Genomic DNA, 24,755 nt, shown 5'->3' on the forward strand with positions numbered 1-24,755 from the left:
ATTGTCTTAGGTCCTAAGACCCACCTACTTCAACATCTGCTCCCTGATATATTTTACCGGTGCGCTACCGTAGCTGAGGAACTGCTCGTGGAAGGCTTTCAGGTTGAAATCCTTGCCCTGCCTGGCTTGCAGGGCTTCGCGGAGGTTGATGATCTCTTTGTAACCGGTGAAGTAACTGGTGAGCTGCACGCTGGTCACGCTCACGCGCTTCCATTTGCCCTCGGCTTCCGCCTGTTGCTGGAAGGCTTCTTTGGTGAGCAGGTGCAGGGCATCTTCCCTGCTCATATTGTTTACGTGTACACTGTAATCCAGGATGGTGTTGCACACGGTGCGCAGGTGCCATTTGTACCACATCAGCCACATTTCAGGCGCGTTGTTGCCAAAACCGTTTTCCAGCATCATCTGCTCCGTGTACACGGCCCAGCCTTCCACCATGGCACCATTGCCCAGCAGGGATTTGATCAGGCTGGGGGACTGGTTGGAGTATACCAGCTGCGTGTAATGGCCAGGGATGGCTTCGTGGATGCAAAGGATCTGCAGGATGTATTGGTTGTACTCACGCAGGTAGCTTTCTGCTTTTTCTTTGGGCCATCCTGCCAGGCTGCCCACGTTGAAGTAGGTATTGCCATTCTTGTCGAACGGGCCGGGGGCGCTGATGCTGGCGCCGGCCACCCCTGCCATGTAGGCGGGCTCTTTGCGCACCACCAGGGGTTTGGAAGCATCCAGGTACAGCAGGTTCTTTTCTTTGATGAAGGCCTCCAGCCGGGGAATCTCTTCCGAGATGGCATGCTGGAAATCTTCCGGTTTTACGTGCACGGTAGACAGGGTGTCTATCATCCGGCCGATCAGTTCCAGGGAGTCTGCCGGCATGGGCTGCTGCCCAAAATATCTGGGCCAGAGCTGGCGGCTGATCTTGGCCATTTCCCCATGCAGGTATTGCTTGCGGGCCACGGCAGCATCATAGATCTGTGCAGCGGTGAAAGTGCTCTGGATATTGTATTGGAACTTCTGTTCATAAAGCGCCTTGCCCAGGCGGAAACTGCGTGGCTGCGCGGGTTTCAGGGCCTTCAGCCAGTCCGCATAACCGCGGATGGCAGCAGCAGCGGTTTTGGCGCGGGCCAGGATATTTTTTTGCAGGCTATCCGGCAGGGTGGATTGATGCAGGGAATCGGCCAGGTCTTTTTCAAAGATGGAAAGACCGCCCAGGTTTTGATCGATCGCGAGGGATTGCAGTTCGGGTGCGGGATTGTTGACCAGGGTTTTGGCAGCTTCATAATACGCGGGTACGTTGGCCAGCCGTACATAAAAGCTTTGCAGGCGCTGGTCCAGTGGGGCGTAATGTTCATTGAGCAGGGTGGCAAAGGTGCCGCTCACATTGTAGGTGCCGGGATCCCACTCAAAGCTTTTCTGGGTACTGATCTCCCATTTGGTGGATTGCAGCTGGTTGCGGATCAGGTAATAATCCGTGAGATTATTGGCGTCCAGTTTTGTGGTGTCATAGCTGGCCAGGGAATCCAGCTGGGCTTTTACAAAATCCAGGTCTGCCGCCTGCTGTGCTTTGCCGGGGATCACCAGCACGGTGTCATAGGCATGATAACCGGCGCCGGTGGCAAAGTCGGGCCATTGTTTCAGCGCGGCATCTGCAAAGCGGAGCGTGTAAGCGTGAAAGACATTGCTGGCGGTGGAATCTGCATTGCTGCTATGGCCGCCGGTTCCGGGCCTGCACGCCGAAAAGCCGGCCGCCAGGGCCAGCATGAACAAAACTGTTTTTTTCATGGGAGACTATTTCAGGAAAATTAAAAGTCGTTTTTCCACATCATGCTTTCTACCGGGCGGATGGTGCGGCCGTTGTATTTGGCATTGCCCTTTTTGTTGTAGAAAGTTTCCACTTCGCCTTCCACCACAAAGTAGATCAGCTGGCCAATGGGCATGCCGTGGTAAATGCGTACGGGCTGGGCGCAGGAAATTTCCAGGGTCCAGGTGTTGCAGAAACCTACATCCCCCTTGCCGGCGGTGGCATGGATGTCAATGCCCAGGCGGCCGGTACTGGACTTGCCTTCCAGGAAAGGCACGTGGGCGTGGGTTTCGGTATATTCTGCCGTAACGCCCAGGTACAGGGTGCCTGGGTGCAGCACAAAGCCTTCTTCCGGGATCTCGAAATGTTCAATGGTGTTATGGGCCCGCGCATCCAGCACACGGTCCTTATAAGTAGCCAGGTATTTGCCCAGGTGCACATCATAGGAATTTGTTCCCAGATACTTGCGGTCAAATGGCTCGATGAGGATGGTACCTTTGGAAATTTCTTCAAGAATGCGCTTATCGGACAGGATCATAACTAAATTGTATTAGGTATTATGTACAGTGTACAATGTACAGGGTACAATGTACAACCTGTTTTTGCACGGCCTTTGCGTGTTCGCCTACCGGAAAGTTTATAATAATAAGTACCTTGTACGTTGTACACTGTACTTTGTACAATTTTTTTCTTTCAGCTTTTAGCGTTTAATTTGGCAAGATATGCCTTTAATACGTACCATACAAATTGATCCCGGGACGCGGCTGGGTGTGTGGCAGATAGCAGAATCCGCGGATTTTTTTGAGACCAGGGTACAGGTGCAATCCGCCATCCATCACCCGCACAAGCGCCTCCAGCACCTGGCCGGCCGCTACCTGCTCACCAGCCTTTTTGCAGACTTTCCTATTGCAGACATCCGGATAACCCATAACCGCAAGCCGGTGCTTACAGACGGGCGTTTCCACTTTTCCATTTCACACTGCGGGGATTATGCCGCGGCCATCATCAGCCGTACCTGCAGCGTGGGCATTGACATAGAACAAATGCAGCCCACCATTGAAAAGATCTCCGGCAAGTTCCTCAATGCTGCGGAACGCGCTTTCATAGACCCGGCGCGCACCCTGGCACACAAGACCATTTGCTGGAGCGCCAAGGAAGCCGTGTACAAATGGTATGGGCTGGGAGGCATTGATTTCCGGGCAGACATCCGCCTGCTGCCTTTTCCCTGCCGCCCTGCGGGCTTCATCCACTGCGATTTTGAAAAAGAGGAAGACAAAGCCCTGCTGCATTTACAATACCTGCTGGAAAACGATCTTTGCCTGGCCTGGACCCTGGCCACGGAAGGGGCCTGCGCACCGCTATCGCCCGGCTCGAAATAGTGTATTTATGCCACGCATTTTAAAGGTTAAAAAATTAGTTTAATTTAAACCTGCAAAACGTATCATTTTAAAACCGAACCAATTTGAAAATCTTTTTACTTGGCTTTATGGGCGCCGGAAAATCCTTCTGGGGCAAGCAACTCGCAGACCAATACCATCTCCCTTTCTATGACCTGGATGAAGTAATTGTGCAGGATGAAGAAATGGCCGTCAGCGATATTTTTGCAACAAAAGGAGAGGAGTACTTCCGCCGCAAGGAAAGCAACCTGCTGCGCGAACTTTCCAAACAGGATAAGTTCCTCATTTCCTGCGGAGGCGGCACGCCCTGCCTGCAGGAAAACATTGACCTGATGAACGAGCGGGGCACCACCATCTGGATCCATCCATCCATCCAGGTGATGACGGAGCGCCTGCTGCGCAAGAAGTCCAAACGCCCGCTGATAGCTGATATGCCGGATGAAGAAGTGCCGGACTTCATAGAAATGAAACTGAGCGAGCGCCGTCCTTTTTATGAGCAGGCCCAGATCATCATAGACCAGGATGATATTTCTTTAGATACCTTTGCGGAAAAATTAGCAAATGCATAAAGGCTTTTTAGTGTGGGCGGCCGTGATGGGCGCCCTGGCAGTAACCTTCGGCGCGTTTGGTGCCCATAAACTGAAAGAACTGGTGACGCCGGATGCGGTGGCCACTTTCCAGACCGGTGTGCAGTACCAGTTCTACCATGTATTTGCTTTGCTGGCCGTGGCCATCCTGTTTAACTGGATGCCCGGTCCCCAGCTCACCTGGGCAGGCCGCCTGTTCATTATGGGCACCCTGCTCTTCTCCGGCTCCCTGTACGCCATCGTGTTGTGCAAGGCCGCCAACGTGGAGTTTCCCCGCATCATTGGTGTGGTTACACCGCTCGGGGGGCTATGCTACATCATCGGTTGGGTGCTGCTGCTGCTGGCCGTACTGAAATGGAAATAGAAAACGCATAACGATCTGTAAGCCTCCACTGCCGCTGCTTTTGGGCCGCGGTGCTGGAGGTTTTTCCATCAACAGGCCCCGGGTCACGGGCCACATTTGCCGCTGCTTTTGAGCCGCAGTGCTGGCGGTTTTTCCATCAACAGGCCCCGGGTCACGGGCCACATTTAACGAAATTTTATCCGGCAATACCCCGCAATTGTCGTAGCTATGCACCGCCCCCGCCTGATAAATGCAATTTTTTTTGATATATTGATGTATGAAAAATGCAGCAGGAACGGATGTGCATCATACATTTGACCCATCGCTCAAAACGCACTACATGAAATACGGTTTCGCTCTCCTGGTCGCTCTACTGACCGGCACTGCCGCCATGGCACAGGATATCCCCGACATCTCCGGCAACTGGTACAGCGTGCTTAGCATGCAAGGCCACAAGTTGCGCCTCAATATTTTCCTGGACCGCACCTCAGACACCAGCTATACCGGCACCTTTTTCAGCCCGGACCAGGTAAAGCAGGGCTTTCCCATCAACCACGCTTCCCTGCATGGCGATACCCTGGCCTTTGCCGTACCTATGGTAGGGGGCAGCTTCCGTGGCATCTGGGATTTCCGCGCCAGCGCTTACATTGGCAGTTTTAAACAAGGGGGGCTTAGCCTGCCCCTGGGCTTCAGCCGCGTGGAAACCACGGAGGCCGATATCAAACACAATCGTCCGCAGACACCCAAACCACCTTTCAATTATTTATCACAGGAAATACTGGTGCACAACGACAGCGCGAAAGTAACGCTGGCAGGCACTTTCACCCGGCCCAACCGCAACAAGCGCTATACTACCGTGATCCTCATTACCGGCTCCGGCCCGCAGGACCGCGATGAAACCCTGTTTGACCACAAGCCATTCTGGATCATTGCAGACCAGCTGGCCAAGGAAGGTATTGCCACCCTGCGCCTGGACGACCGCGGTGTAGGCGCTTCTACCGGTAATTACAGCACGGCCACCATCAGCGATTTTGCCAGCGACGTGCGCGCCGCCATGGCTTACCTGCGCACCCGCCCGGATGTGGATGTACAGCACATTGGCCTCCTGGGCCACAGTGAAGGCGCCCAGGTAATGCAGGTGGTAGCGGCAGACAATCCGTACGTGGCCTTTTGCGTTTCCCTTTCGGGCCCCGGTGTACCGGGCGCAGACCTGATGCTGAAACAGAATGAACTGGTGTACCGCTCTATGAATGCTACGCCGGAGCAGATAAAGACCCGGCTGGATTATATGAAGAACATCCTCGGCATCATGAGCACGGAAACGGATAAAACGGCCTTATCCAAAAAACTGACGGACGAAGTGAAGCGCGAATACGCGGCCCTGCCGGACTCTGTGAAAGCCGGTGTGCCGGAAGCGCAATATGTTTTTTCCAACGTAGCTGGCTTCAGCCGCCCGGAACTCTTGTCCATCGTGCGTTTTAATCCGGCAGATTATTTGCCAAGGATCCATTGCCCTTTCCTGGCCATCAACGGCAGCCGTGACATCCAGGTGGATGCCACCCAGAACCTGAATGGTATTGATGCATTATTGCGCCAGGGGGGAAATAACCGGATCACGATCCGTAAATTTGAGGGACTGAATCACCTCCTGCAGGAATGCCAGGAATGTACCGTGGCCGAATATGAAACCTTAGAGCAATCTATTTCGCCCAACGTGGTGGACTTTATCAGCAATTGGCTTACCTTATTACCGACCCTGCAGTCGAAATAATTAATTCGGGTATTGTGCAGCGGCCGGCTTAATTTTGACGAGAGATATGTCGAAAAACAAACTGAAAACCGAAAAACCGGAGAGCAAGAAAACCGCCCCTGCAAAAGACCCCTCGATGGTGCTGAAAGCAGACAAGGTGGCCGATGTGAAGGTGAAGGAACTGGTGAAAGACGAGCGTACCCACAAGGTGCTGGGCGTGTTTCTGCTGTTGCTTTCCCTGCTCGGTTTCATTGCATTCTCCTCCTACCTTTTCACCTGGGAAGAAGACCAGGACAAGGTATTCCGCTACTCCTTCCACCTGATGTTCATGGGGGATGAGCACGTGGAAAACCTGCTGGGCCGCTCCGGCGCATTTATTTCCCACTGGTTCTTTTACGATGGTTTTGGCCTGGCCTGCTACCTGTTCTGCTATTTTGCCTTTATCCTCGGTATCAACTTCGTGGTGGGGCGCAAGGTGTTCCGCATCTGGCGCAACGTAAAGCATATTTTATTTGGGCTGCTCTTCATCAGCATGACCACCGCCTTTATTGCGGGGCATGCCGGTTTTCCATGGGGCGGGGCCGTGGGCAATGCGCTGAACCGCTGGGCCACCGGCTTCCTGGGCACCCTGGGTACCGGCCTGCTGCTGCTGGTAGTGGGCTTCAGCTGGTTGATCTGGAAATTCAATTTTGAATTCAAACTTCCCGAACGCAAGCCCAAAGTAAAACCCGCACCCCAGCCGGCGGCCGTGTTTGACGAAGGCATGCCCGCACCGGTAGAAGAGAAGACCGGCAAAGGCAAAAAGAACGGGATTAAAAATAATACAGGCGTTACCGTTATACCGCCCGTGATCACGGAGCCGGAGGAGGATGAAGCCGCAGGCGCCATGGAACTGGTAGAGCGCGATGAAGCCGGCATCCACCCGCTTATCACCGTAATTCCCGCCAATGCGCCTCAGATAGAAATGTTGCTGCCCGAAGAAGTGGAAGGCCCGCCGCCTTTTGACCTGGAAGAAAAGAAACCGGACCTGGAAGAAACATTCACGCCGGCAAGCAACCGCCGCAAAAATGGCAATACCGCGGATGTGGCCTTTGAGGTAAAATCCGTTTACGAAGAGAACCATGATGTGGACGACAGTATGGACCTGGGCCCCACCCGCCCCGTGAGCGTAGACCCTTATGACCCTGTTCTGGACCTGCGCGATTACAAGTATCCCACCCTGGAGCTGCTGGACCAGCACAGCACGGACAAAGTGGTGCAGGACGCCTCTGAGCTGGAAAAAAATAAGAACCAGATCATTGATACCCTGAAGAACTATGATATCGCTATCCAGAAGATCAGCGCTACCGTGGGGCCCACCGTTACCCTGTACGAAATAGTGCCGGCAGCGGGCGTGCGCATTTCCCGTATCAAGAACCTCGAAGATGATATTGCGCTCAGCCTTTCGGCATTGGGCATCCGCATCATTGCGCCCATTCCCGGAAAGGGCACCATCGGTATAGAAGTGCCCAATATCCGCAAGAGCATGGTGTCATTGAAGAATATCCTGGCTTCCGATAAGTTCCAGCAAAGCGCCATGGACCTGCCGGTGGCCATTGGTAAAAAGATCGACAACGAGAACTTCATTGCAGACCTGGCCAAGATGCCGCACTTGCTCATGGCCGGTGCCACCGGCCAGGGTAAATCCGTGGGCATCAATACCCTGCTGGTGTCCCTGCTCTATAAGAAACATCCCAGCCAGCTGAAATTTGTACTGGTGGATCCCAAGAAAGTGGAGCTGTCGCTGTACAAACTGATCGAAAAACACTTCCTGGCCAAACTGCCCGGTGAAGAAGACGCCATCATCACAGACACCAAGAAAGTGGTGCACACGCTGAATGCGCTGTGTATTGAAATGGACCTGCGTTACGACCTGCTCAAGGAAGCCGGCACGCGCAATATCCGTGAGTACAATGCGAAGTTCACCCAGCGCCGGCTCAATCCTGAAAAGGGCCATCGCTACCTGCCTTTCGTTGTGCTGGTGATCGATGAGTTTGCAGACCTGATCATGACCGCGGGCAAGGAAGTGGAAATGCCCATTGCGCGCCTGGCCCAGCTGGCCCGTGCGGTAGGGATCCACCTGATCATTGCCACCCAACGCCCGTCTGTAAATATCATTACCGGTACCATCAAGGCCAACTTCCCCGCGCGTATTGCGTTCAAGGTGTCTTCGAAGATAGACTCCCGGACCATCCTGGACCTGGGCGGCGCGGAGCAGCTCATTGGCCAGGGGGATATGCTGGTATCGTTTAACGGGGAGCTGGTGCGCCTGCAATGCGCATTCGTGGATACGCCGGAAGTGGAGCGGGTGGCCGAATTCATTGGCGGCCAGCGTGGCTACCCGGAAGCCTTCCTGCTGCCGGAATACCTGGACGATAAGGATGCCGATGGCAAAGAGATCAGCCTACAGGACCGGGACCCGCTGTTTGCCGAAGCAGCCCGCATCATTGTGCAAACACAGCAAGGCTCTACCTCGCTGTTGCAACGCCGCATGAAGCTGGGCTACAACCGCGCCGGCCGCCTCATGGACCAGCTGGAAGCCGCTGGTATTGTAGGGCCCAACATGGGCAGCAAAGCCCGTGAAGTGCAGGTGAAGTCCGACAGTGAGCTGGAAGAGATCTTCGACGCCATGGGCATTGTTTAATTACATGGTACGTTGTACACTGTATCCTGCGCAAAAAAATTAGCATCCCTTTAACGGCCGGCTTTTTAAACGCACCGGCATGGCATTTGTCTTAATTGCAGCATCTGCCAACATAAACCTAAACTGCAACTACATGAAGCAAATTTTTCTCCTGGGATTATTAACCTGTGGCCTGGTAATGTCGGGCATGGCACAACAGAACGACCCGAAAGCCAAAACCATCCTGGATGGGGTGAGCAAAAAATTCAAATCACTCAGTTCCATAGTGGCCAGTTTTACCCTGAAAGTAGAAGGCACCAACAATAAAGTGGCCGACAGTAAGAAAGGCGTAATGTCCATGAAGGGCAATAAATACAGGATCGTCATGGACGGCCAGGAAATTATTTCCGACAATAAAACCTCCTGGACCTATTCCAAAGATAACAACGAAGTAACCGTGAACGGGGTAGACCAAAGCGCCGGCAGCCTTACGCCCGCAAAGCTTTTCACGAACTTCTACGACAAGGATTACCTGTACCGCCTGAACGATGAAACCAGGGAGGGCGCCCGGACGTTGCAGAACATTGAGATGACACCCACGGATAAGTCAAAGCCTACTTTCAAAGTGCTGCTTTCCGTTGATAAGAAAACGCAAACCATTTACCGCGTGAAGATGTTCAACAAGGATGGCAACCGCTACACCTACGAGATCACCGGTTTTACACCTAACAAGCTGCTGGCGGATAATCTCTTTATGTTTGATGCCAAGCAACATCCTGGTGTGGAAGTGGTAGACCTGCGCTAAGAACGGCGCTTGTATATAACTGAAAAATCCCCGTGACGCTGGTAGCCACGGGGATTTTTTTATGGGAAGTAATATTGTTTAAATGCGCACCGGTGTTACGGTGTAGCCTAGTTTTCGGAGGCCTGTAATTAAGCCATAACTTGCTTTAAGATGATCTAAACCTACTGCGATGAAACTGCTTTGTGCCTGCAGCATCGATGGTATGCGTTGAAGCCATATTAAAAACACCGCGCCGTCGTATTGATATTTGCAACAGTCATTATTCCGCCATTACGATCACGGGTGCCGCGGTGGGTTCCGCGGCGGGCTGCGATTGCTTTTGCTGGATGGCCTTGTTCACCACGAACATGCATACCGCGCAGATCACGAAAGCCGCCACGCATACATACCCGATCACATCAAAATGATGCAGGAAGCCACTGGGCTCGGAGGTAATGATAGCGCCGCCTATCACCGCCGCTACGCCGCCCCCCATCTGCTGTACAGACGCATTGATGGCCATGAAGGCGCCGCGGTCTTTCATATCCGGCACGGCGGAAATAAGCGCCTGCGACGGGATCATGCGGGAGGTCACCGCCGTCATCATCACAGCGTTGACGATCATCACTAACCATAACGGCGTAATGCCCAGTTGTGTGAACCAGATCACCATCAAAATAGCCAGGCAGCTGCCGGCGATGAACACATTGTACTTACCTGCTTTATCCGCCAGGCGGCCAATGAGCGGGCCTGCTACCAGGCCTGCCGCGCCGGTTACCATGTAGAGCATGAAGAGGTCTTCCTGTTTAATGCCTACGTTGTTCACCAAAAAATTACTGGAGTAAGGCATCAGCAGAAAGCCGCCGGTAGAAATAAATACGGTGGTGAGGAACGCTTGCTGGTAGCGGGGCTGCGCGGCGGTGGCCAGTAAGTGCTGCATAGGATGGGCCACTGGTCCGCGTTTCAGGTGTTCGCGCATGGGCTGCATGCCGCGCCAGATGGCCAGGCCGATGAGCACGCATACGCCCACGATCAGCAGGAAGGGGGCATGCCAGTCGAACATGCCGGCCAGCTTAAGGCCGATGGGAATGCCGAGTACCTGGCTGCTGGCAAAGGCCATTTGTACAAAGCCCATCACCCGGCCCCGCACTTGCAGCGGGAAAAGATCCGCCACAATGGCCATGCCGATAGAGAACATCACGCCGCCAAACAGGCCGGTTACCATGCGGGCCATGAGCAGGAACCAGAAGCCGGAGGCCACGCCGCAAAGCAGGGTGCCCCCGGTGAAGCCGGCGTAAAAGAACAGGAGCATTTGTTTACGGTCAAAACGGTCTGCAAAGCCTGCGGCCGCAATACCGGAAACCGCCGCGCTGAAGGCGTAGGCAGATACGATCCAGCCAAACTGGGTGGCGGAAATGCGCATGCTTTTGGTGAGCATGGCGCCCAGCGGGGAGATCACCATGAAATCAAGGATCACGGTGAACTGGATGAGCGCAATAAGGGCTATCATAAACTTTTGATAGCGGGTGAAAGAAGTGGCGGAAGGCGTGTTCATAAGTGCAGATGGTGTGTGTTTAGGTGTTAGTAGCGGTGTGTAGAGACAAAACGGCCCCTGCAAGACGGCTAAATGAATATTCATTTAGTTATCTGGCTAAAAAAAGGGTAAAAGCGGCGATGATTTAAAAACGGTTGATGGGCACCTCGTTGGGCAACACTTCGCAGCAGAGGCCCAGGCTTTCAATGAGAATGATGATATGTTCTGCTTCCATGCCCAGCACCACTACGCGCAGCACCTCGTCGATGTCATCGTGATCAATGTTCCACTGGAGGATGTTAGATTGGGCATTGAGCAGGTGCGCTACGTGCAATTCAGCATTGGCCGTGAGGATGTTCGTTTTGAAAACGAGGATCTGGTTGATGAGTGTATTGCGCATAAAAATGAATATTCATTTACTTATCTAGTGAAAAATAAACGAAGGTCCTTTGCCTTCGTGTTGCCGGAGAAGCGCTCCCGGCGGGCGTTTTGCAGGCAGGCCTGCAGGGTGTTGATGCCCGGAAAAACACTTCCGGTAAATGATCGCTGGTTTGGTTTTGTTTGCTTGCCTGCGGTTAAGGTTTTAATGCTTTGAGCACCATCTCCAGCGTCGTGTACAAGATTTCGTCGGTAAGTTCAAACGGCTCGCCTTTGTGGGTGTAGCCTACCTGGTGGCTTTTGATCAACTGCATCAGCGGGGCAAATGCTATGGACCAATACACTTCAAAGTTGGGCATTTGCCGCAGCTCCCCGTTGGCGATGGCTTTTTCTGAAAAACGGGCCATCATGTTCCGGAAGTCCGGGCTGAGTATTTCCTGCGCGCGATAGTGCAGGGGGGTGTACGTGATATGCTCCATGAAAAGCCCCACTTCCTGGTGCTCCAGGGCAAACTGGGCGCGGCGTTTCCATTGCACCCGCATGCCTTCTGCGAACGTGGATTCCGGGTTGAAATCCTGGAGAATGAATTTAAAGTATTTTTCCACGATGCGGGCGTACAACTGAAGGATCAGGTCGTCGCGGTCCTTGAAGTAGATGTAGATCGTAGCGGGCGATACGCCAGCCGCCTTGGCTACTTTCTGCATACTCAACCCGTCGAAGCCCTCTTTTACAATCATATGCAGGGCCTCGCGCAGGATGGCTTTCTCTTTATTTTCGTCTCTTGTTCGCATTGATGATGCAAATATAAGTGAATGTTCGTTTATTTATAAAATTTATTTTTACCCTTTTTTGCAGGGGCAATAACCACCAGCCACCGCGCCGGACACAAATTAGTATTTTTAAGATATATGCCGCGCAGCTCCTCATAATATCTACACTACTTGCTACATTTTCCCTACCTTTGGCAAGTTTAAATAAAAACAAAAAGACTATGGCATACGACGTAATCGTAATCGGTAGCGGTCCTGGTGGCTATGTGGCAGCTATCCGGGCTTCTCAGCTAGGCTTTAAAGTAGCAATCGTAGAAAAAGAAGCCCTCGGCGGTATCTGCCTGAACTGGGGCTGTATTCCCACTAAAGCACTGCTGAAATCCGCCCAGGTATTGGAATATATGCACCATGCAAAGGATTACGGCCTGTCCGTAACCGACCCGAAAGCCGACTTCGACGCAGTAGTGAAGAGAAGCCGTGGCGTGGCCGATAAGAACTCCCGTGGCGTACAGTTCCTCATGAAGAAGAACAAGATCGATGTACTCATGGGCTATGGTAAAGTGAAAGGTAAAGGCCAGGTGGAGATCACCGATAAAGACGGTAAAGTAACCACCCAGGAAGCAAAATACATCATCCTGGCTACAGGCGCCCGCAGCCGCCAGCTGCCCAACCTGCCCATCGATGGTAAGAAAGTAATTGGTTACCGCGAAGCACTGGTATTGCCCCAGGCGCCCAAATCCATGATCGTAGTAGGTTCCGGCGCTATCGGCGTTGAATTTGCCTATTTCTACGCTACCATGGGCACCAAGGTGACCATCGTTGAGTTCCTGCCCCGCATCGTGCCGGTAGAGGACGAAGAAATCTCCAAGGAACTAGAAAAGATCTACAAGAAAAAGGGTATCGAGGTAATGGTGAATGCCAGCGTGGAAAGCGTGGACACCGCTGGTGCTACCGTGAAGGCCAACGTGAAGACCGCTACCGGCAATATCACCCTCGAAGCAGACGTAGTACTGAGTGCCGTGGGGATCTCTGCCAATATCGAGAACATCGGCCTGGAACAGGTAGGGGTGAAGACCGATAAAGGCCGCGTGCTGACCGACAAATACTACGCTACCAACGTTCCGGGCATCTACGCCATTGGCGATATCATCCCCGGTCCGGCCCTGGCACACGTTGCTTCCAAGGAAGCCATCGTTTGCGTGGAAGCCATCGCTTACAACGAAAAGAAATTTGCCCATAAGCCCGAGCCGATCAACTACATGAACATCCCGGGCTGTACTTACTGCGTACCGGAAATTGCTTCCGTAGGCTACACTGAAAAGGCTGCCAGAGAAGCCGGTTACGAGATCCGCGTAGGCAAATTCCCGTACTCTGCATCCGGCAAGGCTGGTGCAGCAGGCGCCCCCGAAGGTTTTGTAAAAGTGATCTTTGATGCGAAGTACGGCGAGTGGCTGGGTACCCACATGATCGGTGCAAATGTAACCGAGATCATTGCGGAGACCGTTACAGCCCGCACCCTGGAAACTACTTACCAGGAAGTACTGAATTCCATCCACCCGCACCCCACCATGAGTGAAGCGGTAAAGGATGCGATTGAAGTTGCATACGACGAAGCGATCCACCTGTAATCGCTTTTTCACATAATTCCAGCAACGGGCCTTTCCTGACCGGGAAGGCCCGTTTTGCCTGTTAGCGCCACCCGGGAAAAATATTCCTATCTTCACGATCCAATGCAGCCCCGCACATACATACCAGCCCCCGCGCTCCGGCCTTACATCCAGCGATACCTGTTGCTGGAAAGTGAGGTGCTGGCTGTAAACCGCGTGCTGCCCAACACGGCCCTGGTACTGTGCTTCCGCTATCGCGGCGATGTACATTTTCTTGAGAATGATACCCTGCATCCCTTGCCTGTAGCCGTTTTCACAGGATTGCGGCAAAGTGTGCGCTTTATCCAATACGCCCCGGGTACGGCAAACTTCCTGGTACAATTTACCCCCACGGGTGCCGCTGCTTTCAGTAAAATACCCCTGCATGAAACCTTCAATGAAAGCATTTCCCTGGATGCGCTGTTGCACACCGCATCCCTGGAAGAGCAACTGATGGAGGCCGTGGACGATGCGGCCCGCGTGCAGTGTGCGGACGAGTATTTTCTCCGGCAACTAAAACGTCCCGGAACGGACGCGCTTGTGGAGGCCGCAGTACACCGTATCCGGCAAAATGATGGCCATCTTAAAATGAAAGCACTGGCCGCGGAGCTGTACATTTCACAGGATGCATTTGAAAAGCGGTTCCGCCGGGTAGTAGGCGCCTCCCCGAAGCAGTATGCCGGTATTGTGCGCATGCACCATATTATTGCGCAGGGCGCTAAAAGCCTTGTTGGTGCTGCTTTTGAAGCCGGGTATGCAGATCAGCCCCATTTTAATAAAGACTTCAAGCGCTTTACCGGCCAGGCGCCGCTTGCGTTTTTTAAAGACCCGTTATACTGGTAGGCGATCGTTATAGATGTTAATCCCTTTCCCCATCCTTTTAGTTCTAAAGAAAGACCGGTGGTTTTATCCCGTTTGCAAAGTATAATTCAATGATTTTTTACAAGGAACACAGGCCCGCAGTTTGGAATTTTACGGCATAAAATTTCAAACGATGAATGCTTTTACCCGTTTGTGTTGCCTGCTCCTGTTATGCGGCAGCATGGGCTTTAAAACCTCCATTATGCAAACAAAACACGCCGTGTACGTAGACCAGTTCTTTGTTCCTGCTCCCGCCATTGATAGTTTTATGGAACGCATGCTGTATAACCGCAAGCTGTTGCGCACAATGCCAGGGTTACTGCACCAGGAGGCCTATGCCCGCAAGGATGAACAGGGCAACCTGTATGTGCTCACCACCGCCAGCTGGGAGAGCGATGCAGCCCTGCAACACGCCCGTGTTACCGTGCAAAACGCCTACAAAGAAGAAGGATTTGACCTGGCGGCTATGCTGGCGCGCCAGCACATTAAACTGGAGCGCTCCGTGTACCAGCCACTGGAAGATTAATGGGGTAAGACCACCAGTTTTTGCGTGCCCGTCCTGCGGCCATGGTCAAAGACCGCGCATACGTAAATGCCCGCTGGCAGCCCGCTTACAGGGATGGTGGTTTGCGGCATGTTAATGTTGCGCTGCAATACCAGCTGCCCGCTCATGTTATACAGTTGCAGCTGTACCTGCTCCGTAGTTCTGCTGAAAAACTGGAACTGCTCCTGCGCCGGGTTGGGGAACAACCAGTAATCATGCGTGCCCAGGAGATTAACGGCCACTTCATCACTGGTGTAATTTTTTCCTCCATCAGTAACCAGTGTTACGCGGTAGTATACCACGCCTGTGAGGTGGGTGGTATCAGTGAACTGATACACCAGCCCATCCTGGATGCCCTCTTCCTGTAATGTGATGAAACCCTTACTGGTAAGGCGTTCCCACCGGATGGCCTTTAGGTGGTATACGGTGCCCAGTTGCAGTTGCAGCAGCACACCTTGTGCAGTACTATCCGCGTTCAGGGATTGAATGTAACACTGCAATCCCTGCTGATGATAATTGTAGGTAAGGCTGCGCAAGCCGGTATCACCCCGGGGACTGATGGCTTGCAGGGAAAAGTAACTGGGCCCGTCGCCGGGGATCACCAACGCGGTATCACGGGTATGGATATACGTTTTTAGGCTGTCGTAGTCCAGCACGGCAAGCTGGTAGCTGTCCGCTCCAGGTTGAGTGGGCCACCAGAGCTGCCCGGCATCACTGCAGTCGAAACCCACGTGCAGCGTGGGTTGTGGCGAGACCACGAAAGTGTCGCTCAGGAACACCTGGGCGGCACTTTCCATTTTCAGGATGGCGGTGCAAAAAGTATCCGGCAGTGCCCAGGTGTAGCCGTCTTTTGCCAGGGGGATGCCGCTGGCCAGTGTTTTCCAGGTGTTACCACGATCAAGGCTATACGAGATATTGCCGGTGTTGTAACCGGCAGATGACCAGCGCAGGGGAAGGGTGGTGGCGGCTTCGGGTTTACTGCTGCGCAATGGGTATTCCCAGGTAAAATATTGTGCCGGTGTAAAACTGTATACCAGGTAAAAACGCTGGGTGCCGGCGTGCAGGTGGGTGGCATTTACCACCAGGCTGTAAGTGCCGGCAGTGGCGGGTTCCAGGGTTACCTGTTCTACGTTGTTAAGACTGTCGCGCCGGCGGGTGGCCGGTGCATTGATGCCGGCCGGCACCCAGGGCAGGAGGGAAGTGCTTTCCGGTGTTATTACCTGGAGGTCCAGGTCGTTCACCAGGGCCTGGGGAGCATTGGCCTCGGCCGGGGGATCGTTCCATACCAGGGTTACTTTCAGTGCGCCCGTACCTGCGGGTATTTGTAATGGCAGGGCGATGCTGCCACCTGCACTTACCTGTGCTTCCCGGAAGTGCCCGTCCTGCAGTGTTTGCAGGGCGCGTGCCGCATGCAGTGCACCAAAGCCGCTGCTATAGTCCGGTCCGGGAGGGCCAATGTCTGTAGCGCTGTTGATCAGCAAACCTTTTACCAGTGCAGATGCCGGGCGATGCCCGTATCGCGTGGCATAAGCCTGTTGCAGCAAGGTGGCCACCCCACTGCTCAGGGCTGCCGCACCGGAAGTGCCGTCCTGCCCATACGCCACTATATCCGGCTTCATGCGCCCATCATAAGCGGGGCCTTTGGAACTAAGCACGGGCACGTTGTTGTCTGCATCTGTACCCCCTGTTACCAGCACGTTCTTGGCTTGTTTGAAATTACCGGAGAGATTGGCATAACCTTTCACACCGGCGTAGCTGCCTTCAGTGGCTACGGAGTCGCCGATGTTCCCGGAGCTGAATACGTGCAGCAGCGTGTCCTGGCTCCAGGCTTGTGCATCAAAGGCGCGGGCTTCCAGGCCATAATAATTTTCAATGGAAGGCGTACCATAGGAGTGGTTTTGCACGCCTATGTGCAGGCCCTGGTAATAGGCATCCGGCTCGGGGAGGAGATTGGTGCTGTAGTCTGCATTGCTCAGTTGCGCCAGTGGCGCCACGCCTTTGCCGGTAATATCACTATTGCCCCTGCCTGCGGCCAGGGTGGTCATGATGGTGGCGTGCTCGCTGGTGGTGGAGGCTTCCTCTGCAGCGGGAATATGTTTATGCAGCAGGTCAATATCCGTGGTGTCAAACATGGATTCCTTGAAAGAGATCACCATGCCCTGTCCCTGCCATTGCGGGTAGCTTTGCCAGGCCAGGACAATGCGGTTCAGGCGCATGTCGCCCGTGTTAATGATCATCTCTTCTACGGGTTTCCGGTACACATCAGCAAAGCGGATAGGTGGAAGTGCTAACAGGCTGTCCAGCTGCCGGCTGGCCACGCGCAGGCTGTAAATGCCTGTTCTTACTGGCTTTGCGGGCCATGCAAGGCTATCAGCGCCCAGGAGCACCGTAACACTGTCGGCCTGTACGCATGCACGTAGCAGGGCCTGGCTGGCCTTCCAGTGATGGCTGGTGCTGTCTATGCTGATGATGTTACTGTCTTTCACCACGCGCTGTACATAATACCATCCCGGCTTTACTACCCGTAGCAATCCACTGGCCTGCAACTGCGCAGCAGCGGGTATGTGCGCGTAGTGCACCAGGTATGCAGTGCGGGTTTGCGCGGCAGCTGTGAAGCTGTGTAAACAGCAGTATAAAGTGATGATAAAAGGAGGCCAACGAAGCAACATAGTGATCGACAAGGATGCAAATAAAACTAAGCAATTTTTTTTCGCCGGGTTAAAAATGTTTTTTTGATTCTTAAAATTTTGCTAATATTGATTTAGTAGAAATTATCAACGAGCAAATCCAAAAATCTAAACCGAGCAACAATTTCAGCAGCACTATCCGTTTGTTACAGATCGTACCCGTTTTTATTGAAACACTTTACAGTACTGGTTTTCCTACGATCCTGTCCTGCAGGCTTTTAGCTGCATTTTAATTGATCATGGCTTTGTAGCACCGCCCGCACAACCACCGGTTGCGGCAGGCTATTGCATGTTTTTCTCACTGTATCACCTTGTATGCAGTTTGTTAACCTGCGCCCGTAAAAATGCGTATAACCGTTACCGTTATACGTTATGTTAGTTGTATGATCCGTTGCAGTGCACCGTCAGGTGTGCTAACGTCTGTTTTATTTTCAGAAACATTAAACCCACTCCAAAACTGAGCTATGAAAAAGCAAATGAGCACTGTTATGGCCTGCCTCTGCGTGGCCCTGCTGGCAACCTCCTGTAAGAAAGACCAGGCAGCTAAAACCCCCTCCGCCAACGAGATCTCCCAGGATGCGTTGAGCGCCATTTACAACAAAGGCTTCAGCACCGCTGATGTGCACAAGGTATCCGGCGGTTACCTCGTGGAAGGCGACATCTTCCTCAGCGATGCGGACCTGGCCACGGCTTTCACCGGCCCTGTGCTGCGCGTAGCTAATACGGAGCAGTACCGCACCACTAACCTGGTGACCGGCCTGCCCCGCAGCATCAAGATCAAGGTAACCGGCCTCGGTACGGCTTTCATAGCCGGCACTGATACCGCCATTGCCCGCTACAACGCACAACACCTGCAGCTTACCTTCTCCCGCATCACCAGCGGCACTGCAGATATTACGATCTCTGGCTTTAACCAGGGCCCCAGTGGGGGATACATCACCCTGGGCTCTTCCGGCTTCCCTACTAAGGCTGGTAAACCCTACAATTCCATTACCCTCAACACCAACACCCAGGCATATGGGTCTAATCCCAATGTGCTGTACGTAGGTTCCGTGATCCAGCATGAAATGGGCCACTGCATAGGGTTCCGTCATACAGATTACTTTAACCGTGCCTACAGCTGCGGGGGCACTGCTACCAACGAAGGTGCTGCCGGCGTAGGTGCCATCCTCATCCCGGGCACCCCCAGCACTGCAGACCCCAACTCCTTCATGCTGTCCTGCTCTAACGGGGGCAACCGTACTTTCAATGCAAATGATATTATTGCGTTGAATTATTTATACTAAGGTATTTTTCCATCGGCCCGCAGCCCGCTCCCGCAGGGCATTAGAGAGCACTATGTCATTCAGGGCAGGCGGTGCTGCGTGCCGTGGTACTGATTGTTTGGGCAACGGATCATACACAAAGAGGCCACGCTGCTATGTTACGGCGTGGCCTCTTGCGCAGGTGGCGCCTGAAATGCAAAGGGGCTGCATATTAGTGCGGCCCCTTTCTATTAAAAAATGAGTCGTTTATGCGTTATCATTTACCACTTTGCACTCATACACGATGGAGCTGCAGCGGTCTACTTTCTTTAGCCCCTTGCGGTAAGAGCGCAGGCCCTGTATAAAGCCACCCACCAGGCCACTATGGCCGGTCTTGTACTTTTCGCTGAGCAGGCTTACATAAAAGGCGTCAAACACCATGGGGTGTTTTTTTACGACCTGGATATTGTATTGCTGCAGCAGCATTTCCATAGACGGTGGTGAGAAATGGTAGAGGTGGCGGGGCACATCATAAGCAGCCCAGAAAGGGCCGTAGTGCTGTGCGTCCAGGGAAGTATAATTGGGCACCGCGATCAGCAGGGCGCCGCCGGGTTTCAATAGTACGGGCAGGTGTTGCAGGTAGGCATGGATCTCATGCACATGCTCCAGCACATGCCACATGGTAATGGCATCATACTGACCGGTTTCCAGGCTGAATAGATTTTCTACCGGCTGGGCCGCTACGTTGTATAGTTCCTTCGCCCTGGCGCGGGCGCCTGCATCGGGCTCCAGGCCGGTTACGCTCCAGCCTATCTGCTGCATGTAATGAAGAAAGGCGCCGGTGCCGCAACCAATGTCCAGCAGTTTGCCCTGTTTAAGGTTGGCGGCAGATTTCACCCAGTTCTGTTTGGAGCGCATAGTGATCTTGCGTACACTATGGTACAGGCGGTTCACCAGGCCCGCCTTGGTTTCGGTATGACTGATATATTCTTCTGCAGCATAGTAACGGCCTATCTGGCCACTGGTAGGGATGTTCTGGGTAAACCTGCCGGTGCATGCATCGCAATGCCATATCTCGAAAGTTTCTTTGGATACGGTGTAGTCCTGTGCTTTCAGGCTCAGATGGATGCCTGCAGCACCACAAAGCGGGCAGTTCTTGTAATAGATCAAACTCATGTAAATGTCTTTATTCCTTTGAAACCCTTACTGTTAGCTGGTTTCGTGCTACTGTGCTCAAACATATTCTCCCCATACCTGGCGCAGGGTATCGGCAATTTCTCCAAGCGTGCAATAATGTTCTACGGCCGTTACAACAATTGGCATCAGGTTTTCGGTCGTAGTGGCTTTCTGGGCCAGTTCCTGTAAAATGCGTTGCACCTGTTCATTATCGCGGCGTGCACGGAGGCTGGCCAGCCTGGCCGATTGGGTGACCCGGATGCTGTCGTCCACGCGGAATACCTCCGGCGTGGCGGTTTCTGCCACCGTAAATTTATTGACCCCAACGATAATTTTCTCATTTTTTTCAATGGCCAGCTGGTATTCGTAAGCACTGCGCGCAATTTCATCCTGCACAAAACCTTGTTCTATAGCGCTTACGGCCCCGCCCATCGCATCTATCTTTTCCATCAGCTGCAGGGCTTTGGCTTCCAGTTCATTGGTAAGGGCTTCCACGTAGAACGAGCCTCCCAGCGGGTCTACCGTATCGGCTATCCCGCTTTCATAACCAATGATCTGCTGCGTGCGCAGGGCAATGCGGGCCGCTTCCTCCGTGGGCAGGGAAAGGGCCTCGTCGTAACCATTGGTGTGCAGGGATTGGGTGCCACCCAGGGTAGCGGCCAGGCTCTGGACGGTTACCCGCACAATGTTGTTGTGCGGCTGCTGCGCCGTAAGCGTGCTGCCACCGGTCTGGGTATGGAAGCGCAGCATCTGCGCCTTGGGATCTGTGGCGCCCAGGGAGCGCGTAATGTGTGCCCACATGCGGCGTGCAGCGCGGAACTTGGCCACTTCTTCAAACAGGTGATTGTGGGCGTTGAAGAAGAAGGAAAGGCGCTTGGCAAATACATTGATGTCCAATCCCTTTGCCAGCGCGGCCTGCAGGTAGGCCTTACCGTTGGCCAGGGTGAAGGCCAGCTCCTGCACGGCGTTAGCGCCTGCTTCGCGGATGTGATAACCGGAAATAGAAATGGTATTCCACTTGGGCACTTCTTTGCTGCAGTGCTCAAAAATATCGGTGATCAGCCGCATGGAGGGCTTGGGCGGGTAAATATAGGTGCCGCGGGCGGCGTATTCCTTGAGGATATCGTTCTGGATGGTACCGGAGATCTGCTGCAGGTCTGCCCCCTGGCGCTTGGCCAGGGCAATGTACAGGGCCAGGAGAATAAAGCCCGTGGCATTGATGGTCATGGAGGTGGTGATCTTTTGCAGTTCAATGCCGGCAAACAGCTCTTCCATATCTTCCAGTGAATCAATAGCTACCCCTACTTTGCCTACCTCTCCTTCCGCCATGGCATGGTCACTGTCGTACCCGATCTGTGTAGGCAGGTCAAAGGCCACGCTGAGGCCCATGACACCCTGGCTGAGCAGGTAATGGTATCGCTTGTTAGATGCTGCTGCGGTGCTGAAACCCGCGTACTGGCGCATGGTCCAGAGCTTGTCGCGGTACATGGTAGAGTGAACGCCCCGGGTAAATGGAAAAACCCCTGGCTGCTCCTCCATGGGAATTGGTTTACAGTAGAGGGGTTGTATCACGATGCCGGCATCGGTTTTGATGGTGTTTTCCATTTTGTTTGATACGATGTTTGCAATGTTACATAATTATTACGTGACTTCCTTCCAGTGAAAATTTATTAATAATTTGTGCATGGTCTTTAACAAATGATATGGTTATTTACATTTTGCTGGGCCTGACGTTGCTGTTGGCCCTCGGTAGTATGCTCCTCCTGTGGATTGCCGTTACGCGGCCCCTGCAATATTCCCGCTCCCTTGTCTTCCTCTCATGCAGCCTGGCCCTTTTCGTTTACCTGTATGGTACCTGGATATTTCTCTCCGCCTATACCAAATATGTTTTTGCCGCAGCCTTTGTGCTGGTGCTCATTTCCGCAGCGCAGCAACCGCGGAAGGAACCTGTGCGCCCATATGCGGCCTGGCGCAAATGGGTGAACCGGGCGCTGGCCTGGATACTCTGGGTTTTCATCATCCTCTATTTTACCGGCACCACCGGCCGCCCGCGGCGCGTGGCCATAGGCCTGCCTTTCAAGCATGGAAAATATTTTGTGCTGCAAGGCGGTAAAGGGCTGCCCACCAATCTTTTTCACTACAGCCTGCGCGGCGCCGTGTATGCCATGGACATTGTAAAACTGGACCGGTATGGTCGCCGCGCCAACCGCGTGTTCTCTGCAAACCTGCATGATTACGTCAGCTTTGGCGATACCATCTATGCGCCCTGTGATGGGCGCGTGGTGCGGGCTAACAATACCAACCCGGATAACACACCGCCCAACATGCAGCGCGGCCCTACCAATACCAACCAGGTACTGCTGGAAACCGGCACCTGCTATGTATTTATGGCCCACATGCGCAAAGGCTCCGTGATGGTGCATGAAAATGATTGGGTAAAGAAGGGCGACCCCATTGGCCGCATTGGCAACTCCGGCTTCAGCGCGGAGCCTCATCTCCACATGCAGGTGCACATGAAGGAAAGCAACCTCCCCTGGTACCAATGCCCGCCTTTGTACATGGAGCTGAATGGAAAAAGCTACCTGCTCAATGAGATCATTGATGCGGATGAAAAATAATAGCGACGAACGTGTTAAAAAAGAAAATCCTGGTCCGGTAGCGCGGCCAGGATTTTTTTATGTGGTAGCAGGCAACAATAAATTATGCCATAATACGCTTGGCTTCATTACTGATGATCTGTGAAGCAATATCAGTGGGCGATTCCGGGAACTGCATGTAAATGCCCAGGATGGCACGGTTCAGGTCTGTAGCGGTAGCGCCTTCGCCCAGGTTGCCATAGGTCTGGTTAATCAGGGCGATGGTATTTTCCTTCACGGTCTTTACCGCATCCCATGCCCCTGCGCTCACGTAGATCTGCTGGGTGATGTTATGGTCAAATTCCGCCTTGATGGTATGCACCAGGGCCACATGCATGTCTGCAGCGGTCATTTCGGAATTGTACACGCGGTTAATGAGGCTCTGCGGGGTAAGGCGCTCTACCAGCAGCACCAGGCGCTCATAAGCAGCCAGTTGCAGGGGCAGGGTGCTCCTGTCGGCCGGTGCAGCAGGCGTAAATGCAGCCGCGGTGGCTGTACCGGTGCTGGTCTCCGGGGCGGCAGGCGCTCCGGCTTCCTCCTCTTTTGACGGTTTTTTCACGAGGTCCCGGATAGTAGTATACAGCACGTAGATACCGCCTAAGCAGAGTAAGAAGATGAGAATGTTCTGGGTGGAGAAGTTCATTAGGACAAAAAGTAGTTTAGGATGGGCAGCAAATATATAAAAATTTGTTATACCAATTTGCCTAACCATTCCTTCATGCGGGCCACGCCTTTTTCCAGTTTGTCCATGCCGGTAGCATAAGACAGGCGGATGCACTCCGGCGCCCCAAAGGCACCACCGGTTACGGTAGACACGTGCGCCTTGTGCAGGAGGAACATGCAAAGATCGTCTGCGTTCCGGATGGTGTCTCCTTCAAAGGATTTGCCGAAGAAGGCGCTCACATTGGGAAACATATAAAAGGCACCTTCCGGTTCATTCACCTTCAGCCCCGGGATGGAGGCCAGGCCTGCCGCAATGAAGTCGCGGCGCTTGCGGAACTCGGCCACCATGGCCTTTGCAGTGAGCAGGTCGCCGGTAAGGGCGGTCACTGCGGCCCGCTGGGAAATGGAGCTGGTAGCGGAAGTGAACTGGCTTTGGATCTTGTCAAATGCTTTGGCCAGTGGCAGGGCAGAGGCGCTGAAGCCCAGGCGCCAGCCGGTCATGGCAAAGCCTTTACTGAGGCCGTTGATGATGATCACCCGGTCTTTCAGTTCCGGGAACTGTGCAATGCTTTCATGCGGGCCGGTGTAATTAATATATTCATAGATCTCGTCGGACATGATATATACCTGGGGGTGTTTGAGGAACACCTTGGCCAGGCCTTCCAGTTCTTCCCTGGAGTACACGGAGCCCGTAGGATTGCAGGGGGAGGAGAACATGAACAGTTTGGTCTTTGGCGTGATGGCCGCTTCCAGCTGTTCCGGTGTGATCTTGTAATTATTTTCAGCGCTGCAGGCCACAAATACCACTTCACCCTGGCAGAGTTTCACCAGCTCTGAGTAAGTAACCCAGTAAGGAGTGGGGATCACTACTTCATCAGCGGGATCTACCACGCTCAGCACCGCGTTGGCAATGCTTTGCTTGGCACCGGTGGATACCACGATCTGTTCCGGCGTATAGTCAAGACCATTATCCCGTTTGAATTTCTGGGCCACTGCGGCGCGCAGGTCTGCATAGCCGGCTACGGGTGTGTAGTGGGTGTAACCTTCATCCATGGCCTTTTTGGCCGCATCGCGGATGTGTACCGGCGTATCAAAGTCCGGCTCACCAATGCTGAGATCTACGATGTCTATGCCCTGTGCTTTCAGTTCGCGGCCCAGCTTTGCCATTTTAATGGTTTGCGGCTCGGAAATGCGGGAGAGGCGGTCTGCTAGTTGGAATGTCATGATAATACAATTGTGACCTTGGCCGACAAACCTAAACAAAATAATTGTATTAAACGGGAGCAAAAATTATGGAA

At 53.4% G+C, this 24,755-nt stretch carries 22 protein-coding genes; 11 read left to right on the plus strand and 11 right to left on the minus strand.

The window, feature by feature from the left end:
* Window positions 1-24: 24 nt before the first annotated feature.
* Together DCC81_RS24115 and dcd are read right to left on the minus strand one after the other, a co-directional pair.
* Window positions 25-1,776 carry a DUF885 domain-containing protein gene (locus DCC81_RS24115; protein ID WP_108689332.1) on the minus strand — a complete coding sequence of 584 codons (1,752 nt, stop codon included), beginning with the start codon at window positions 1,774-1,776 and terminating at the stop codon, window positions 25-27.
* Window positions 1,777-1,796: 20 nt separating this feature from the next.
* Window positions 1,797-2,333, minus strand: coding sequence for a dCTP deaminase (dcd, locus tag DCC81_RS24120; RefSeq protein WP_108689333.1), 537 nt, complete (start codon window positions 2,331-2,333; stop codon window positions 1,797-1,799).
* 184 nt (window positions 2,334-2,517) lie between these two features.
* Here dcd and DCC81_RS24125 point away from each other — a divergent pair, with 184 nt between their 5' ends.
* From DCC81_RS24125 to DCC81_RS24150, 6 genes are all read left to right on the plus strand, one after another.
* Window positions 2,518-3,174: a 4'-phosphopantetheinyl transferase family protein gene (locus DCC81_RS24125; protein ID WP_108689334.1), complete on the plus strand. Its 657-nt coding sequence runs from the start codon at window positions 2,518-2,520 to the stop codon at window positions 3,172-3,174.
* 83 nt (window positions 3,175-3,257) lie between these two features.
* On the plus strand, window positions 3,258-3,761 hold the full coding sequence (locus DCC81_RS24130) for a shikimate kinase (protein WP_108689335.1): 504 nt from the start codon (window positions 3,258-3,260) through the stop codon (window positions 3,759-3,761).
* Window positions 3,754-4,143 carry a DUF423 domain-containing protein gene (locus DCC81_RS24135; protein WP_108689336.1) on the plus strand — a complete coding sequence of 130 codons (390 nt, stop codon included), beginning with the start codon at window positions 3,754-3,756 and terminating at the stop codon, window positions 4,141-4,143. The genes DCC81_RS24130 and DCC81_RS24135 overlap by 8 nt, the downstream gene beginning before the upstream one ends.
* A gap of 256 nt (window positions 4,144-4,399) precedes the next feature.
* The gene (locus DCC81_RS24140) at window positions 4,400-5,893 is read left to right on the plus strand and encodes an alpha/beta hydrolase family protein (protein ID WP_108689337.1); all 1,494 of its coding nucleotides are present in this window, start codon (window positions 4,400-4,402) and stop codon (window positions 5,891-5,893) included.
* A gap of 46 nt (window positions 5,894-5,939) precedes the next feature.
* Window positions 5,940-8,555, plus strand: a complete 2,616-nt coding sequence (locus tag DCC81_RS24145) for an FtsK/SpoIIIE family DNA translocase (protein WP_108689338.1) — start codon at window positions 5,940-5,942, stop codon at window positions 8,553-8,555.
* Window positions 8,556-8,688: 133 nt separating this feature from the next.
* Window positions 8,689-9,339, plus strand: coding sequence for a LolA family protein (locus DCC81_RS24150; RefSeq protein WP_165806723.1), 651 nt, complete (start codon window positions 8,689-8,691; stop codon window positions 9,337-9,339).
* A gap of 78 nt (window positions 9,340-9,417) precedes the next feature.
* Here DCC81_RS24150 and DCC81_RS26105 read toward each other — a convergent pair whose 3' ends face one another.
* The 4 genes from DCC81_RS26105 to DCC81_RS24170 all read right to left on the minus strand — a co-directional run bounded on the left by DCC81_RS26105 (window position 9,418) and on the right by DCC81_RS24170 (window position 12,021).
* Window positions 9,418-9,567 (minus strand): TraB/GumN family protein, encoded by a 150-nt coding sequence (locus DCC81_RS26105; RefSeq protein ID WP_394337129.1) that lies wholly within the window; start codon window positions 9,565-9,567, stop codon window positions 9,418-9,420.
* Between the two features lie 31 nt (window positions 9,568-9,598).
* A complete protein-coding gene (locus DCC81_RS24160; RefSeq protein WP_108689341.1) occupies window positions 9,599-10,873 on the minus strand; it encodes an MFS transporter in 1,275 nt (424 codons plus the stop codon).
* A gap of 124 nt (window positions 10,874-10,997) precedes the next feature.
* The gene (locus tag DCC81_RS24165) at window positions 10,998-11,252 is read right to left on the minus strand and encodes a hypothetical protein (protein ID WP_108689342.1); all 255 of its coding nucleotides are present in this window, start codon (window positions 11,250-11,252) and stop codon (window positions 10,998-11,000) included.
* A gap of 175 nt (window positions 11,253-11,427) precedes the next feature.
* The gene (locus DCC81_RS24170; RefSeq protein ID WP_108689343.1) at window positions 11,428-12,021 is read right to left on the minus strand and encodes a TetR/AcrR family transcriptional regulator; all 594 of its coding nucleotides are present in this window, start codon (window positions 12,019-12,021) and stop codon (window positions 11,428-11,430) included.
* A 200-nt stretch (window positions 12,022-12,221) separates the two neighbouring features.
* On the opposite strand from DCC81_RS24170, the gene lpdA reads away from it, so the two are divergent.
* From lpdA to DCC81_RS24185, 3 genes are all read left to right on the plus strand, one after another.
* A complete protein-coding gene (gene lpdA / locus DCC81_RS24175) occupies window positions 12,222-13,628 on the plus strand; it encodes a dihydrolipoyl dehydrogenase (RefSeq protein WP_108689518.1) in 1,407 nt (468 codons plus the stop codon).
* 102 nt (window positions 13,629-13,730) lie between these two features.
* Complete coding sequence (locus DCC81_RS24180) at window positions 13,731-14,489, plus strand: helix-turn-helix transcriptional regulator (protein WP_108689344.1); 759 nt, start codon at window positions 13,731-13,733, stop codon at window positions 14,487-14,489.
* 220 nt (window positions 14,490-14,709) lie between these two features.
* Window positions 14,710-15,033 (plus strand): hypothetical protein, encoded by a 324-nt coding sequence (locus DCC81_RS24185; RefSeq protein WP_133177784.1) that lies wholly within the window; start codon window positions 14,710-14,712, stop codon window positions 15,031-15,033.
* Here DCC81_RS24185 and DCC81_RS24190 read toward each other — a convergent pair.
* The gene (locus tag DCC81_RS24190) at window positions 15,030-17,630 is read right to left on the minus strand and encodes a S8/S53 family peptidase (RefSeq protein WP_165806724.1); all 2,601 of its coding nucleotides are present in this window, start codon (window positions 17,628-17,630) and stop codon (window positions 15,030-15,032) included. The genes DCC81_RS24185 and DCC81_RS24190 overlap by 4 nt on opposite strands.
* A 572-nt stretch (window positions 17,631-18,202) precedes the next feature.
* Between DCC81_RS24190 and DCC81_RS24195 the strand changes: the two genes are divergently transcribed.
* A complete protein-coding gene (locus DCC81_RS24195; protein ID WP_108689347.1) occupies window positions 18,203-19,024 on the plus strand; it encodes a M57 family metalloprotease in 822 nt (273 codons plus the stop codon).
* 225 nt (window positions 19,025-19,249) lie between these two features.
* On the opposite strand, the gene DCC81_RS24200 is transcribed toward DCC81_RS24195, so the two are convergent.
* Both DCC81_RS24200 and DCC81_RS24205 read right to left on the minus strand, forming a co-directional pair.
* Entirely contained in the window at window positions 19,250-20,158 is a 909-nt protein-coding gene (locus DCC81_RS24200) for a class I SAM-dependent methyltransferase (RefSeq protein ID WP_108689348.1), read from the minus strand.
* Between the two features lie 57 nt (window positions 20,159-20,215).
* A complete protein-coding gene (locus DCC81_RS24205; RefSeq protein ID WP_108689349.1) occupies window positions 20,216-21,763 on the minus strand; it encodes an acyl-CoA mutase large subunit family protein in 1,548 nt (515 codons plus the stop codon).
* A gap of 98 nt (window positions 21,764-21,861) precedes the next feature.
* Between DCC81_RS24205 and DCC81_RS24210 the strand changes: the two genes are divergently transcribed.
* Window positions 21,862-22,776 carry a M23 family metallopeptidase gene (locus DCC81_RS24210; RefSeq protein ID WP_108689350.1) on the plus strand — a complete coding sequence of 305 codons (915 nt, stop codon included), beginning with the start codon at window positions 21,862-21,864 and terminating at the stop codon, window positions 22,774-22,776.
* An 82-nt stretch (window positions 22,777-22,858) separates the two neighbouring features.
* Here DCC81_RS24210 and DCC81_RS24215 read toward each other — a convergent pair whose 3' ends face one another.
* Together DCC81_RS24215 and DCC81_RS24220 are read right to left on the minus strand one after the other, a co-directional pair.
* Window positions 22,859-23,437: a DUF7935 family protein gene (locus DCC81_RS24215; protein WP_108689351.1), complete on the minus strand. Its 579-nt coding sequence runs from the start codon at window positions 23,435-23,437 to the stop codon at window positions 22,859-22,861.
* 47 nt (window positions 23,438-23,484) lie between these two features.
* The gene (locus DCC81_RS24220; protein WP_108689352.1) at window positions 23,485-24,681 is read right to left on the minus strand and encodes a pyridoxal phosphate-dependent aminotransferase; all 1,197 of its coding nucleotides are present in this window, start codon (window positions 24,679-24,681) and stop codon (window positions 23,485-23,487) included.
* Window positions 24,682-24,755 lie beyond the last annotated feature (74 nt).

This window comes from Chitinophaga parva, from assembly GCF_003071345.1.
GTDB classification, from domain to species: Bacteria; Bacteroidota; Bacteroidia; order Chitinophagales; family Chitinophagaceae; genus Chitinophaga; species Chitinophaga parva.